The 13,533-nt window shown below is 64.7% G+C and carries 15 protein-coding genes; 7 read left to right on the top strand and 8 right to left on the bottom strand.

Annotated elements, in window-relative coordinates; all coding sequences use genetic code 11:
- Positions 1-16 precede the first annotated feature (16 nt).
- Positions 17-544 (bottom strand): hypothetical protein, encoded by a 528-nt coding sequence (locus tag BM355_RS04970; RefSeq protein WP_143109425.1) that lies wholly within the window; start codon positions 542-544, stop codon positions 17-19.
- A 184-nt stretch (positions 545-728) separates the two neighbouring features.
- Here BM355_RS04970 and BM355_RS04965 point away from each other — a divergent pair, with 184 nt between their 5' ends.
- Positions 729-2,183, top strand: coding sequence for an alanine/glycine:cation symporter family protein (locus BM355_RS04965; protein WP_091695647.1), 1,455 nt, complete (start codon positions 729-731; stop codon positions 2,181-2,183).
- 165 nt (positions 2,184-2,348) lie between these two features.
- On the opposite strand, the gene BM355_RS04960 is transcribed toward BM355_RS04965, so the two are convergent.
- Genes BM355_RS04960 through BM355_RS04950 form a run of 3 tightly spaced genes read right to left on the bottom strand, consistent with a single transcriptional unit; the run spans position 2,349 to position 4,352 of the window.
- Positions 2,349-2,948: a hypothetical protein gene (locus BM355_RS04960; protein ID WP_091695645.1), complete on the bottom strand. Its 600-nt coding sequence runs from the start codon at positions 2,946-2,948 to the stop codon at positions 2,349-2,351.
- The gene (locus BM355_RS04955; RefSeq protein ID WP_218154311.1) at positions 2,945-3,640 is read right to left on the bottom strand and encodes a DNA alkylation repair protein; all 696 of its coding nucleotides are present in this window, start codon (positions 3,638-3,640) and stop codon (positions 2,945-2,947) included. Before BM355_RS04955 ends, BM355_RS04960 begins: the two co-directional genes overlap by 4 nt.
- A gap of 19 nt (positions 3,641-3,659) precedes the next feature.
- A complete protein-coding gene (locus BM355_RS04950; protein ID WP_091695642.1) occupies positions 3,660-4,352 on the bottom strand; it encodes a type 1 glutamine amidotransferase in 693 nt (230 codons plus the stop codon).
- 130 nt (positions 4,353-4,482) lie between these two features.
- Between BM355_RS04950 and BM355_RS04945 the strand changes: the two genes are divergently transcribed.
- Positions 4,483-5,136 (top strand): hypothetical protein, encoded by a 654-nt coding sequence (locus BM355_RS04945; protein WP_143109424.1) that lies wholly within the window; start codon positions 4,483-4,485, stop codon positions 5,134-5,136.
- Position 5,137: 1 nt separating this feature from the next.
- Here BM355_RS04945 and BM355_RS04940 read toward each other — a convergent pair whose 3' ends face one another.
- On the bottom strand, positions 5,138-5,686 hold the full coding sequence (locus BM355_RS04940) for an NYN domain-containing protein (RefSeq protein ID WP_091695637.1): 549 nt from the start codon (positions 5,684-5,686) through the stop codon (positions 5,138-5,140).
- Between the two features lie 138 nt (positions 5,687-5,824).
- Between BM355_RS04940 and BM355_RS04935 the strand changes: the two genes are divergently transcribed.
- Positions 5,825-6,460 (top strand): hypothetical protein, encoded by a 636-nt coding sequence (locus BM355_RS04935; protein ID WP_091695634.1) that lies wholly within the window; start codon positions 5,825-5,827, stop codon positions 6,458-6,460.
- Between the two features lie 260 nt (positions 6,461-6,720).
- Positions 6,721-7,764 (top strand): restriction endonuclease, encoded by a 1,044-nt coding sequence (locus BM355_RS04930; protein ID WP_091695632.1) that lies wholly within the window; start codon positions 6,721-6,723, stop codon positions 7,762-7,764.
- A gap of 92 nt (positions 7,765-7,856) precedes the next feature.
- On the opposite strand, the gene BM355_RS04925 is transcribed toward BM355_RS04930, so the two are convergent.
- Together BM355_RS04925 and BM355_RS04920 are read right to left on the bottom strand one after the other, a co-directional pair.
- Complete coding sequence (locus tag BM355_RS04925) at positions 7,857-8,060, bottom strand: cold-shock protein (protein ID WP_091695629.1); 204 nt, start codon at positions 8,058-8,060, stop codon at positions 7,857-7,859.
- A gap of 305 nt (positions 8,061-8,365) precedes the next feature.
- Complete coding sequence (locus BM355_RS04920; RefSeq protein ID WP_091695626.1) at positions 8,366-8,569, bottom strand: cold-shock protein; 204 nt, start codon at positions 8,567-8,569, stop codon at positions 8,366-8,368.
- Between the two features lie 234 nt (positions 8,570-8,803).
- Here BM355_RS04920 and BM355_RS04915 point away from each other — a divergent pair, with 234 nt between their 5' ends.
- Genes BM355_RS04915 through BM355_RS04905 form a run of 3 tightly spaced genes read left to right on the top strand, consistent with a single transcriptional unit; the run spans position 8,804 to position 11,596 of the window.
- Positions 8,804-9,286, top strand: a complete 483-nt coding sequence (locus tag BM355_RS04915) for an SDR family NAD(P)-dependent oxidoreductase (protein WP_342715210.1) — start codon at positions 8,804-8,806, stop codon at positions 9,284-9,286.
- Positions 9,287-9,342: 56 nt separating this feature from the next.
- The gene (locus BM355_RS04910; RefSeq protein WP_177227839.1) at positions 9,343-9,663 is read left to right on the top strand and encodes a nucleotide pyrophosphohydrolase; all 321 of its coding nucleotides are present in this window, start codon (positions 9,343-9,345) and stop codon (positions 9,661-9,663) included.
- Positions 9,650-11,596 carry a DUF2075 domain-containing protein gene (locus BM355_RS04905; RefSeq protein ID WP_177227838.1) on the top strand — a complete coding sequence of 649 codons (1,947 nt, stop codon included), beginning with the start codon at positions 9,650-9,652 and terminating at the stop codon, positions 11,594-11,596. Before BM355_RS04910 ends, BM355_RS04905 begins: the two co-directional genes overlap by 14 nt.
- A gap of 96 nt (positions 11,597-11,692) precedes the next feature.
- Here BM355_RS04905 and BM355_RS04900 read toward each other — a convergent pair whose 3' ends face one another.
- Positions 11,693-13,324, bottom strand: a complete 1,632-nt coding sequence (locus tag BM355_RS04900; protein WP_091695621.1) for a ribonuclease J — start codon at positions 13,322-13,324, stop codon at positions 11,693-11,695.
- Between the last annotated feature and the right edge of the window lie 209 nt (positions 13,325-13,533).

Raw genomic sequence — 13,533 nt, 5'->3', positions numbered from 1 at the left:
CTCGGGGACGAACCGCTCAGCCGCGGGTGGACGGGGCCGGGACAAGCTCCGCGAGGGCATTCGTCACACCGTCGATGTGGGAGAGGCTGATCTGCCACGAGCCGTCATTGGGCAGCCGGATCCCGGGGTCCCCCGTGGGGACGGTGAAGCTGTCCTGGATCGTGTCCACCGGGCAGGAGACCCGTCCGGAGGCGATCACCTGCTCGTCGGAGAATGCCTCTACCTCCTCGGGTGCACGGACCTCGTACTCGAGTTCGCCGGCGTCGCAGACCACGCGCACTCCATAATCCTGGCCGGGGGTGACCTGGTCCTTCAGGCCGACATACTGCTCTCCGTCGATCAGAGTCGTGTAGGCCACGGCGTCCATGGACGGCTCGTCCGGAACCTCTGGGACGGGCTGACTCTCCGCCGGCGCGGGCTGCGCGGCCGGGGGCTCAGTGGTGCCCGGGTCGGGGACCTCGGCCGTCCCGGTGCAGCCTGCGATCCACAGCCCGCTGAGCAGCAGCACCGCCGCCCCGGACATCCGCGCGCCTCTGCGCCCCATGCGCCGCTCCCCCTGTTCCCCTCTGACCAGGCACATCCCCGGTGTCTGAGCTGATCCTATACCTGGCACGCCCCCCCACAAGACACGATTCAGCCACGCCCCGCTCTCTGTTCCTTCCCCCGCCATGCCTTGGAGCCGCGCAGATGGTTTTCGCAGTCGCTAGCCTGTTCCCATGCAATCTTTCATGGACTCCCTCGCGGAGCAGATCCTCTGGGTGAATGACAAGTACTGGTACATCGTCATCGCCCTGTTGGTGATCGCTGGTGTGTACTTCTCCGCACGGACCTTTCTGGTCCAGGTGCGCTTCCTGCCGGACATGCTCCGGACCATCACCGAGAAGCCGGGCGGGCACGATGCCGACCACGGCGTCTCGGCCTTCCGCGCGTTCACGGTCTCAGCGGCCTCCCGCGTGGGCACCGGCAACGTGGCCGGCGTGGCCCTCGCGATCAGCATCGGCGGACCCGGAGCGGTGTTCTGGATGTGGCTCCTGGCGCTGATGGGCGGCGCCACGGCGTTCGTGGAGTCCTCGCTGGCACAGCTGTACAAGGTGCGCGGCAAGGAGGGCTTCGTCGGCGGCCCGGCGTACTACATCAAGAACGGTCTGCGTCAGCCCTGGCTGGCGGCGGTGTTTGCCGTGGTCATCACGGTGACCTACGGCTTCGTGTTCAACGCCGTGCAGTCCAACTCGATCAGCGACTCGGTCCAGGCCAATGTGGGCGGCTCCCCCACGGTCGCGATCATCACCGGCGCGGTGATCGCCCTGCTGACCGGCGTGGTGATCTTCGGTGGCATCCGTCGTCTGTCCTCGGTGACGAACGTGATCGTGCCGGTCATGGCGACCGCGTACATCGTGCTCGCCCTGGTCGTGGTGTTCATCAACATCACCGAGGTGCCGGCCATGATCGCACTGATCGTCGGCCACGCGCTGGGCTTCGAACAGATCACCGGTGCCGCGTTCGGTGCCGCCCTGATGCAGGGCATGCGCCGCGGACTGTTCTCCAACGAGGCCGGCATGGGCTCGGTCCCCAATGCCGCGGCCACCGCCTCGGTGTCCCACCCGGTCAAGCAGGGGCTGACCCAGTCCCTGGGCGTCTATTTCGACACGATCATCGTCTGCTCGGCCACCGCGTTCATCATCCTGCTCTCCAACCCGTCCTTCGGGACCGATGAGGTGGCCGGCATCGCCCTGACTCAGTCCGCTCTGCAGGAGCAGGTCGGCGCCTGGGCGGGTCCGTTCCTGACCACGGTGATCTTCTTCCTGGCGTGGTCCTCGATCCTGGGCAACTACTACTACGGTCAGGCCAACATCGAGTTCCTGGCCGGCGAGGCCAAGGCCCGTCCCTGGGTGCTGTCCTACCGCGTGCTGGTGATGCTGTGCGTGTTCGGCGGAGCCTTGGGCTCGGTGTCCCTGATCTGGAACATGGCGGACCTGTTCATGGGGTTGATGGCCACGATCAACCTGATCGCGATCATTCCGCTGGGTGGTCTGGCGGTGAAGCTGCTCCAGGACTACAGCCGTCAGCGCGCCGCCGGCCAGGACCCCGTGTTCCGCGCCTCCAGCCTGCCGGAGGCCAAGGGCGTCACCATCTGGCGCGACGGCGAGACCACGGCCATGACCCAGGTCCCCGTCCGAGACTGACCCTCAGCACCCCTCACGGGATCCTGCCCGACGACGGCCCTGCTCACCTGAGTGCCCACCGGCACCAGGCGAGCAGGGCCGTTCCGCTTCGGTCCGTCCCACCCGGCGATCGGATGCCTTGCGGCCGATCTACTCTCAGACCTACTCGCAGCTACTCTAAATTGTTTAGAGTAGCTGCGAGTAGACCTCCAGCGGACCGTCGTCCCCGGGGCGCTTCTTCGGCCAGCGTGGGCCATTCTTGCGCTTCGGCCGTTCTGGCACGGTCTCGTCGAACCAACGGTGGTCCTCCGCCACCGGTCCCAGGTCAGGATCGAGCGCAATGGCCTTGCGGATCTGTGTCTGCAGGGCACGGGGCAGAGGCGGTTCGATGTCGAGGTAGAAGACAACCCCCAGCATATGACTGGACTCCCATTCGTTCTCGGCACCTCGAAGCAGTTCGAAGATCAGGAAGTCCCTGTCGTTCTTGGATCCCAGAGCTATGATCTCGTACGCCTCATTGTCGGCCTGTTCATAGAACGGGCTGTTCGTCAGCTCCTCGCTGCGACGCTCTTCCTCGTCCGTGGTCCAGTTGCCACCTTGCACCCACCGGTCGTGGACGGCTTTCCTCATCCGGTGGTAAGGGCGTTGTGCGCGCAGATAGTTCTGGGCGACCCGGGTGATGACCTCGCGCGGGAACTCAGTGGTCAGCTCCTCGGGGAACCCGTACTCCGCCTCGGGCGCCTCCGGTCTGGCGACCGACCGTCCCTTCGCCTTCTTCTTGCTCACTCCTCCTCGTTCCGGCGCACGATCTCTCGGATCCAGATCGGCGCGTACGGGGAGGTGCAGTTCGGCGGGGTCGGGTAGTCCTTGAGCACCTCGAGCCGCTCGCCGATCCCGATTGCCCGGTCCCGATGCTCCGGGAACCGGATCCCGATCTCGGCCAGGCAGTTGTTCATGCCCCACTGCAGACGATCCGGCGCCTCCTTCATCTGCACCTCGATCGTGTCCAGCAGCCCGTCCAAGTCCATGCCCTCGGGCTTCTTCTTCACGCGTTCGGTGATCAGCGCCCAGCCCGCACTGGCCACCACGGGGTCGGCGTCGCCGGTCCACTGTTCCCGCAGCTGCTCGGCGTGCTGGGACTTCTTGACCACGTAGTTGACCAGCCAGTCGAACACCTTGGGCGCGCGCGACTCCCGCAGCATCGCATCCAGCTGTTCCGCCGTGAATTCCTTGGGCCGCACGATCAGCAGTGCCAGCAGCCGGGCCGCCGTGTCCCCGGTCCCCCACAGCTCCACGCCCAGCCCATGGTTGGTCTTGACCCGTTTGGCCACCGCCCGCAGCTTCGTCAGGTTCACCCCGTGGTCATCACCGTGCCGCTCGTTCACCGCCCGCGACCGGTGATCCTCCAGCGCCGCAAGCTCGTCCATCAGCTCCCGCACCATGGGAGTGCCTGCAGCGGAGTCCTTCGTCGTCGTCATGTCTTCATCCTGCCTCTGTTCACGCCGTTCCGGCAGCAATCCGGCCGAAACGCTCGGCCAGCAGTCGCGAGGTCTGCGCCATCGCGTCCCACCGTTCGTCGGCCTCCCGAAGGATCCGCTCGAGGTTCTCCTCGCTGGGGTCTGCATGCTGCCCGATGTCGTTCCGAGCCCACCACCGGAAGGTCTCCCGGTCCACCTCGGGGTGGAACTGCACACCCCACGCACAGGTCCCCGCGCGGAAGGCCTGCCAGTACCGGTCCGACTCGGCCAGCAGCTGGGCGTGCTCCGGCAACCGGCGGAAGCCGTCACTGTGGGCGGACAGTGCCTGGAACCGCTCCGGCATCCCGCTGAACAGCGGATCCTTCGCGGCGGCCTCGGTCAGCTGAATGTCCGTCACCCCCAGCTCCAGACCGGCGGGGTCACCCACCACCACATCACCGCCGGTCGCCACCGCCAGCATCTGTGCTCCCAGGCAGATCCCCAGCACCGGGATCTCACGGTCCACCGCGTCGGCCATCAGGTCGCGCACCGGGGCCAGCCACGGATGCTCAGCGTCCGCGACCGCATTCATGGTCCCGCCCAGCACCACGAGAGGCTCCTGCGCACGGTCCGGCAACGGATCACCCTGGCTGGGCCGCAGGACGGTGTGCGGCGGCAACCAGGCACCGTACTCCCCCACCGGAACCTGCGCCTCATGCTCGATCACGATCATCCCGGTCTCCTCATCCTCGGTGTCGAGCTGATCCTAAGGCTCGCTCCGGACCGATGGCCGCAGTTCGCCCGGTCCCGGCGACGATCGGCTGCTGCGCTTCGGCGAGTGAGCCCCCGGTAGCGTTGCTGGCATGCCCATGAGCAATCCGTTCCTCGCCGTGATGCGCAGCCGGTTCATGCTGACGATCGGTGCGCTGGTGCTGGCCGTGCTGTGGACCGTGTTCTTCTGGCCGGCGATCGTCCCGCTGCTCGGTGCCCTGGTCGGCGAGCCGGCAGGACCCACCCACCAGACCACGTTGATGGAGCACGGCGCTGGCACGGTGGTGCGAGTCAGCCTCACCGCCGCACTGCTGATGGTGATCCCGGCAGTCGCCTACCTCTGCGGCATCGCACTGTTCCGGCTGCGCAGCTCAGACACCGCCGTGAACCTGCAGATCACCGGCGCGCCGGGGGCCGGGCTGATCACCCTCGGGACCTTCGCCCCGGGCGCGCTGTCCGGTCTGCTGTTCAGCGACACCCCGCAAGGCGCCTTCCACCAGATCGCCAGCGACCACCTGGACTCCTCAGGAACGGACAGCCTGGTGGCGCAGGCCCTGCTCAGCGCGGGAACGGCAGCAGCGGTACTGGTCGCGGCCCTGGTGATCGGGATGTTCACCGCACCCAAGCCGGACCAGAAGCCCGACGGGAAAGCCAGCCCCACCGTGAAGGTGTGGATGGTGCTTCCGGTGGTGGCCGCCGTCGTGGTGGGCCTTGCTGTGGGTCTGCTGGTGCCGCTGCACCCCTGACTCAGATGAAGTCGAGCGGGTTGAACTCGTCGATCTCGATGATGCGGATGCGCGGCAGGGTGCTGGTGAAGGCGTGGACGTCGTACTCGAGGTCATGGAACTCGATCCCGGGGACAGCGCGCAGGCTGGAGGCCATGAACTCCTGGAACCCGATCACACCGGTGCGGCGGCCCTCGGTCTCGGCCAGGGCGGTCATCTGCGGGGTGAAGTCGGCGTCGTGACTGACCAGGAGGACGTCATCCTCGCGATCCAGCAGGGCTTCGGCGGTGCGCTGGATGGCCAGATCCACCACCTTGCCCTCGCCGCGCAGGGGCACCGCGCGGTACCCCATGGCCAGCAGCGCCTGCACGAACGGCATGGGCATGCCGTCATTGGCGGCCAGGAAGAACAGGCCGTTGACGGGCTGATCCCACATCTCCTCGGCGTGCTCGATCAGCCGGTTCCAGCGCGGACGCTCCTCCGGGTGCGGGCGGCGGCCGAGGACCGAGCCTCCCAGGGTGGCATCGATGTTCTCTCCGTCCACCAGCAGGTGGGTGGTGCGTTCGCTCATGACCTCGAGCCTACGCGGCCGGGCGGGGTGGCGCGGCGGGGCACGTTGCTACGCTGAAGTCTCCGAGTCCCCGGGGTAGGTGGGTGGCTCGAGAGGTCGGTCCTCGAACGAGGACACACACAGAACGGGGACACACTCATGGGATCCACCGCCGCAGCCGCTGAACGCCGCCGCCGGCCATTCCTGTGGCCGTTCATCATCTGCCTGGTGGCACTGCTCGCACTTGGCGGGGTCCTCGCAGCACAGCTCGCCTCCACCAACGCCGATGACGACGACGCCACCACCCGCAACTCTCAGGTGGTCCAGTCCATCACGCGTGAGCAGCAGGTGGTGCTGCTGAGCCTGGGCATCCAGGGGATCGTGGAGCGCACGCAGGACAGCCATCTCTTCGGCCGGGAGAACCTGCCGATCCCGTGGTCCGAGCGGGCCTCGTTCATCCAATATGAGTTCACCGCCAAGCTCGGCTTCGACGGAGCCGGCGTGGAGATCGAGCAGACCGGGGAGAATCGGTTCCGGATCACCGTGCCGGAGTTCGAGTTCATCGGGCATGACGGCGAGCAGTTCAAGGTGGCCGCCGAGGACAACGGCGCGCTGAGCTGGATCACTCCCCCGATCGACCCCGTGGAGATGGTCAACGAGGTCCTCAGCGACTCCGCCAAGACCGAGTACGTGGAGCAGCATCAGGACCTGCTGCAGGATCAGGCCGAGTCGTTCTACAACGGCATCCTGCAGGGCATCGACCCGCAGATCACGGCCGAGTACGTCCACCGCTGACCCAGAACCAGATTCCCGACGACGGCCGGCCAGCGAGCCTTCCGGCTCACCGGGGGATCAGCGCGGGTCCATGTCCGTCCACCCGTGGTCGAGCCAGGTGCTGAACCCGGGTTCCAGCACGGCGGGGACTCAGGCGAACGTCTAAAAGCCGTGGACGATCAGGCGGTCCCATGTGATTCAGACTCAGGCTGTGCGCGCCAGGACAATGGGCAGAACTCGCAGACCTCTGGTGCTGAGATGATGGTGGCAGGAGGCACGACATGAACTTTTGGGGCGTCCACAACGACACTCTCACCACTGAACTGGTCGACGACGGATTCATCAGCATTGGCTGGGATGAACTCCGTGATCTCACCACCATCCCCGGCGGGCGGGAGGGGCTCAAGGAACGGCTCACCCAGGAGTTCCCTGACAAGAAGCCTCAAGCGATCGCGAGTTGGGCCGGGACGCTGATTCGGTTCCGTGACGAGATGCAGACCGGAGACGTGGTAGTGGCCCCTTACCGCCCGGATAGCACCGTAAACATCGGGGTCATCACCAGTGACTACTACTACGAAGCCGGAGCTGAGACGCAGCCCCACCGGCGCAGAGTCGAATGGAAGCGTCTCGGCCTGTCCCGAACGGTGTTCTCTCAATCGGCGCTATACGAATTGGGATCGCTCCTGACCGTGTTCCGGGTCCGGAAACACGTCAGCGAGTTCAGGGCTGCACTGGAGGCCACGCATCTGACTAACGCCCCGATAGACAACGAGCAGATCGCAGTCAGTGACGCAGTAGACCGAGTCATCGAGCAGGACCTCGAAGATGACTCTCCCGATGAGCCTCGGGCGTCTCGCATCGAGCGGCATACGCGTGACTACGTCCTCAACGCCATCCACCGGTCGATCACGCACGCCCAGTTCGAAGAGTTCACCGCCGATCTGCTGCGCACGCTCGGATACCAGGCCCGGGTCACCGCGTACAGCCAAGACGGTGGCGTAGACGTCATCGCCCACAAAGATCCTCTTGGTGTGGAACCGCCGCTCATCAAGGTGCAGTGCAAGCACATCACCAGCTCGGTCAGCGCTCCTGAGGTCCAGCAGCTGGCGGGAACCCTCGGACAGAACGACCTGGGCCTGTTCGTCACCCTGGGTGGATACACCAGAGACGCCATGAACATCGAGCGTCAGCGTTCGGGGCTTCGGCTGCTCACGGGTGAGGACATCGTCACGATGACGCTGGAGAATTACGACAGGCTGCCGCAGCGTTGGCGGTCGGTCATCCCCCTGACCACTCTTCTGGTGGTGGCGGATACTGCCGAATGAGCCGGCCCACTCACCTGATATTCCGGACAACGCAAGAGCGGCCGCCCTCCCCGTGGGGAGAGCGGCCGCTCTAGATGTCTACGAGAAGTAGATCAGAGGGGGCGAACAGACGAAGCCTGCATGCCCTTCTGGCCCTGAGTGGCCTCGAACTCGACCTTCTGGTCCTCCTGCAGCTCCTTGAAGCCGTTGCCCTCAATGGCGGAGAAGTGAACGAAGATGTCAGCGGAGTTGTCGTCCGGCGCGATGAAGCCGAAGCCCTTTTCAGCGTTGAACCACTTGACGGTACCGGTAGCCATGATGGCCTCCTATGGGGGTAGAGTGACCCACTGAGTTCCAGTGGGGGCGAAGCGGGACTGATACACACCGCTACTCCAACGCCCCGTCCGATCCGTGAGGATCAGCCGGTCCGCAGTTCTGACGGACTTACTGCACAACTACTTCTGACAACGACTGTACGGGAGAAAACAGGATTCGCCTAATGCCATTTTCCCGACGCCGTGTCCGAGGTGCCCTCGAGCGCCAGCCTGGCCCGCCGTCCTGACAACACAAGAGCGGCCGCCCTCCCCGTGGGGAAGACGGCCGCTCTCAACGACTGTGGGGATCAGGCGGCGCGAACGGCGCTGGCCTGCATGCCCTTCTGGCCCTGAGTGGCCTCGAACTCGACCTTCTGGTCCTCCTGCAGCTCCTTGAAGCCGTTGCCCTCAATGGCGGAGAAGTGAACGAAGATGTCAGCGGAGTTGTCGTCCGGCGCGATGAAGCCGAAGCCCTTTTCAGCGTTGAACCACTTGACGGTACCGGTAGCCATGATGGCCTCCTATGGGGGTTGAGTGACCCACTGAGTTCCAGTGGGGGCGAAGCGGGACTGATACACACCGCTACTCCAACGCCCCGTCCGATCCGTGAGGATCAGCCGGTCCGCAGTTCTGACGGACTTACTGCAACAACAACAACTTCTGACCTCGACCCTACGGTAATAGTTTTCGAACGACTAATAATGCTTTTTGGGTTTTCGATTTTTCAGTACTGACGCCCGCCGAACCTGCTGGGGGCCATGCGCGTGGTGCGGCTGACCTCGGCGCGGATGGTGGAGCGCGGGGGCGGGCACATCCTGACCCTGGCGTCCATGGGGTCGATTCTGGGGTTGGCGGGCGAGGCCAGCTACGCCGCGAGCAAGCACGGGTTGCTGGGGTATCTGAAGTCCGTGGAGCTGGAGCTGCGCGGGACCGGGGTGGCGCTGTCCGCGGTGCTGCCGGCCGTGGTGGACACCGAGCTGGCACGGGGAACGGCCACCGCGGGCGTGCCCATGCTGAGCGCGGCGGACGTGGCCGATGCGGTGATGCTCTCGCTGCGCAACCCCAAGCTCGAGCGGACCGTGCCGTCCTACGCGGGCGCGATGGTGCGGCTGGCCAACGTCCTGCCGCTGGGAATCCGCAATGCCCTGAACGACAGGATGGTCCCCGACAACGTCAAAGACGCCGACCGCTCCGTCCGCGCGGCCTACGAGGCGAAGTACGTGGCGTGAGGGGCCAGTACCACTTTCCGGCGGCGCGAACCTGGTCAGTCGGCTAGCGTTCTGGCATGAACCGCGGTGAGACATTGGATCTGATCCGACAGATGGTCGCAGAACGGGACTGGGTTCAGTTCCATACGCCGGAGAACCTGGCCAAGAGCATCTCCATCGAGGCAGCGGAGCTCCTGGAGCACTACCAGTGGGGTTCCGACGCTGACAGCGTTGCTGTCGAGGAAGAGCTCGCCGACGTCCTGACCTATTGCTTCCTTCTGGCAGATGCGCTCGGCCTCGACGCCGATTCCATCGTTCAGAAGAAGGTGGAGACCACCCGCCGGAAGTACCCGGTCGATAAGGCTCGAGGAAAGAGCACGAAGTATGACCGACTTTGAGATACACAGTGCCCCGCTGACAGCTGATGGCATTCGCGGCGTCGGGACCGCCGATCCGCGTGTGAACGACTGGCCAGCTGTCTATGTCCTGCACGAGGGGAAGTCATCCCCCAGCAAACGTGCTCAGCAGAAGGTGTACGTCGGGGAGACGCTCAGCGCGCAGAGGCGTCTTCAACAGCACATGGCCAACCCAGCCAAGGCCTCGCTCACTCACACGCGAGTCATCCTGCATGAGAAGTACAACAAGTCCGCCGCCCTGGACCTCGAGGCGTTCCTGATCCGCATGTTCTCTGGCGATGGGCACACGGTGGAGAACCGCAATGAGGGCATCGTCTCCGGTTCGTATTACGCCAAGGGGTACTACCAGCGGACGTTCGAGGAGATCTTCGACCGGCTCCATGCGGAGGGCCTCTTCGTCCAGACCCGTCTAGACATCATCAACAAGGATCTCTACAAGTTCTCACCGTTCAAGGTCCTGTCTCCAGAGCAGGACGAATCGGTACGGCAGATCGCCGAGGCTGTGCTGTCGAGTGTCACCGGCTCACCCGACCCTGATACGTCCATGGTGGTCTCAGGTGGACCAGGCACCGGCAAGACGGTCCTGGCGATCGTGCTCCTGAAGCTCCTGGCGGATCTGGCCACCTCCACTCCGGCCGAGGTGGATGAGCTCGTCCAGGAGGGACGACCGTTCAGCGACCTCTTCACTGCGGAGAACAGGACTCGGCTGGCCGGGCTGAACATCTGTATCGTCGTTCCGCAGCAGTCCTTGCGTGAGTCCCTCAAGCGGGTGTTCAAGAAGACGCCCGGGTTGCGTCCGGACCGGGTCCTCGACCCGTTCGCGGTTGGCAAGTCGGAAACAACGTATGACCTGCTGATCGTCGACGAAGCACACAGGCTCAACCAGCGTGCCAACCAGTCATCAGGTGGACGCAACAAGGACTTCGCGGACATCACGACGAACCTCTTCGGCGAGGACGATCTCGCCAAGACCCAACTCGATTGGGTCCGCAAGAAGAGTCGCCACCAGGTGCTGATCTTTGATCCCGAGCAGACCGTCAGGCCCGCCGATCTGCCCACTGAAGCCGTCCGGTCCGAGATGGAGAAGGCGGAGTCCAAAGGCATCCATTTCCCCCTTACCTCGCAGCTTCGGGTCAACGCCGGAGATGAGTATGTGGGCTTCTTTGGCAACGTGTTGCGCAAGGCTGGATCGGTCCCGGCTTCGCCTGCCCCACACATCAAGAGCTACGACCTCCGGATGTTCACGGACCTCAGCCAGATGCGGAACGAGATACTTCGCCGCAATGAGGAGAGCGGCCTGTCCCGCCTGTTGGCCGGTTACGCATGGGCGTGGAAGTCACGCAAGGATCCCACCGCGTTCGACATTGAGGTCGATGGCCTCAGCCTGCGCTGGAACTCCACCGACAAGGACTGGGTGAACTCAACCAATTCGCTCCAGGAGGTCGGGTCCATCCACACCATTCAGGGGTACGACCTCAACTACGCGGGAGTGATCATCGGCCCCGATATAAGGATGGACCCCTCGACTTGCCGCGTGGTGTTCCACCGAGAGTCCTACTTCGACAAGAAGGGGATGGAGAACAACCCCAAACAGAATCGGACGTACACAGACGCGGACATCCGTGAGTACGTCATTAACATCTACAACGTGCTCCTCACCCGAGGCATCAAGGGCACGTACCTCTACGTCTGTGATGAGCCGTTGCGGGAGTACCTCGCTGAGAACTACTTCCCAGAGATCATGAACGGAGCAACGGTCGCCTCGTTTGTCGGCACCACGCTCCGTGCTGATTCCTTCCACGCCGATCCTGACCCTCGTATCGACTACGAAGGGACGGACCACAGGCCGGTTCGCGACCGCATCTGGCGAGAGGGAAAGTCTCTCCCAGACTTGCCGCCACGGAAGTCTCTCTAGAACCAATTGCACATTGCCCCAGATAGCGAAACGGCGCCGCTCCAGGATGACTGGAGCGACGCCGTCGGGCTTGTGGTTTTGGTGCTGTGTGGCTGATCAGGCGTCGATGACGACCACGGTGATCAGCGGGGCGCGGCGGTAGACGCTGTCCAGGTGGCGGGAGACGGAGTCGCCGATGAGCTTCTCCAACTTCTCGACGTCGTCGATGTTGCGGGCCTCGGGCTTGCCCAGGGCGGCCTTGACCTTCTCGGCAGCGCCCTTGAAGGTCTTAGCGTCCTGGATGAAGCCCTTGGTGATGAACTCCAGAGGCTCGGCCAACTGGTTGGTGTCCGGGTCCACGATAGCGACCACGGTGACCGCGCCGCCCTCCTGCAGGAGCCGACGCTCAACCAGGGTCTCTTCGGTGACCTTGCCGACGGTGTTGCCATCCACGTAGACCAGGCCGGCCTCGACCTGTCCGGAGACGCGGGCCTTGCCGTCGACCAGGTCCACGGTGGTGCCGTCCTTGACGACGAGCACGTTCTCCGCGGGGACGCCCGTGCGGATGGCCAGCTCGGCGTTGGCGTGCAGGTGCTTGGACTCGCCGTGCACCGGCATCACGTGGGTGGGCTGGACGATGTTGTAGCAGTACACCAGCTCGCCAGCGGAGGCGTGGCCAGAGACGTGCACCTTGGCGTTGCCCTTGTGCACGACCTGGACGCCGAGGTCGGTGAACTTGTTGATGATGCCGTAGATGGCGTTCTCGTTGCCCGGGATCAGGGAGCTGGCCATCAGGACGGTGTCGCCGGCGCCGAGCTTGATCTGGTGGGTGCCGTTGGCCATGCGGGACAGGGCTGCCATCGGCTCACCCTGAGAACCGGTGCAGACCAACGCGACCTTGTCGTCCGGCATGGACTGCAGCTTCTTGAAGTCCACCAGCAGGCCACGGGGCACGCGCAGGTATCCCAGGTCCTTGGCGATGCCCATGTTCTTCACCATGGAGCGGCCAACGAAGGCCACCTTGCGGCCGGAGGCATGGGCGGCGTCCAGCACCTGCTGAATGCGGTGGATGTGGCTGGCGAAGCTGGAGACGATGATCCGCTTTGGAGCGGTGGCGAAGACCTTGTCGATCGCCGGGGTCAGCTCACGCTCCGAGGTGGTGAAGCCGGGGACCTCGGCGTTGGTGGAGTCGGTGAGGAACATGTCCACGCCCTCTTCACCGAGACGGGCGAAGTGGCGCAGGTCAGTGATCCGGTCATCCAGCGGGAACTGATCCATCTTGAAGTCGCCGGTGTGCAGGATCAGGCCGGCCTTGGTGCGGATGGCCACAGCCAGGGAGTCCGGGATGGAGTGGTTGACCGCGACGAACTCACACTCGAACGGACCGGCCTGGTGCTTGTCCTCGGCCTCAACGTGCACGGTCTTGGGGGTGATGCGGTGCTCGGTGAGCTTGGCGGTGATGAATGCCAGGGTCAGCTCGGAACCGATCAGGGGGATGTCCGGGCGCTCCTTGAGCAGGTACGGGACACCGCCGATGTGGTCCTCGTGGCCGTGGGTGAGCACGATGCCGACGATGTCCTGCATGCGGTTCCGGATGGAGGTGAAGTCCGGGAGGATCACATCGATGCCGGGCTGGTGCTCCTCAGGGAACAGCACGCCGCAGTCCACGATCAGCAGCTTGCCCTGGTGTTCGAAGACGGTCATGTTGCGGCCCACCTCCCCCAGGCCGCCCAGAGGAGTGATCCTCATTCCGTTCTGGGGCAGGCTGTTGGCGGACTTGGATTTGCTACGGGGGGAACGAGCCAACGATTCACGCTTTCATCATGGGGTGGGGCGGAGCTCCGATGAGGCCGCCGTTCCTGGCTCGCGGTCGTCGCGAGGCAGGCGAAGTCTGAGGCCAGTCTACGTGGCGGTACGCTGCCCTGGGACCGAGGGTGGGTACCAACGCCAGAATCCAG

Origin of the sequence: Micrococcus terreus (assembly GCF_900116905.1) — a bacterium.
GTDB classification, from domain to species: Bacteria; Actinomycetota; Actinomycetes; order Actinomycetales; family Micrococcaceae; genus Citricoccus; species Citricoccus terreus.
This window is presented reverse-complemented; position numbering and strand designations above follow the sequence as displayed.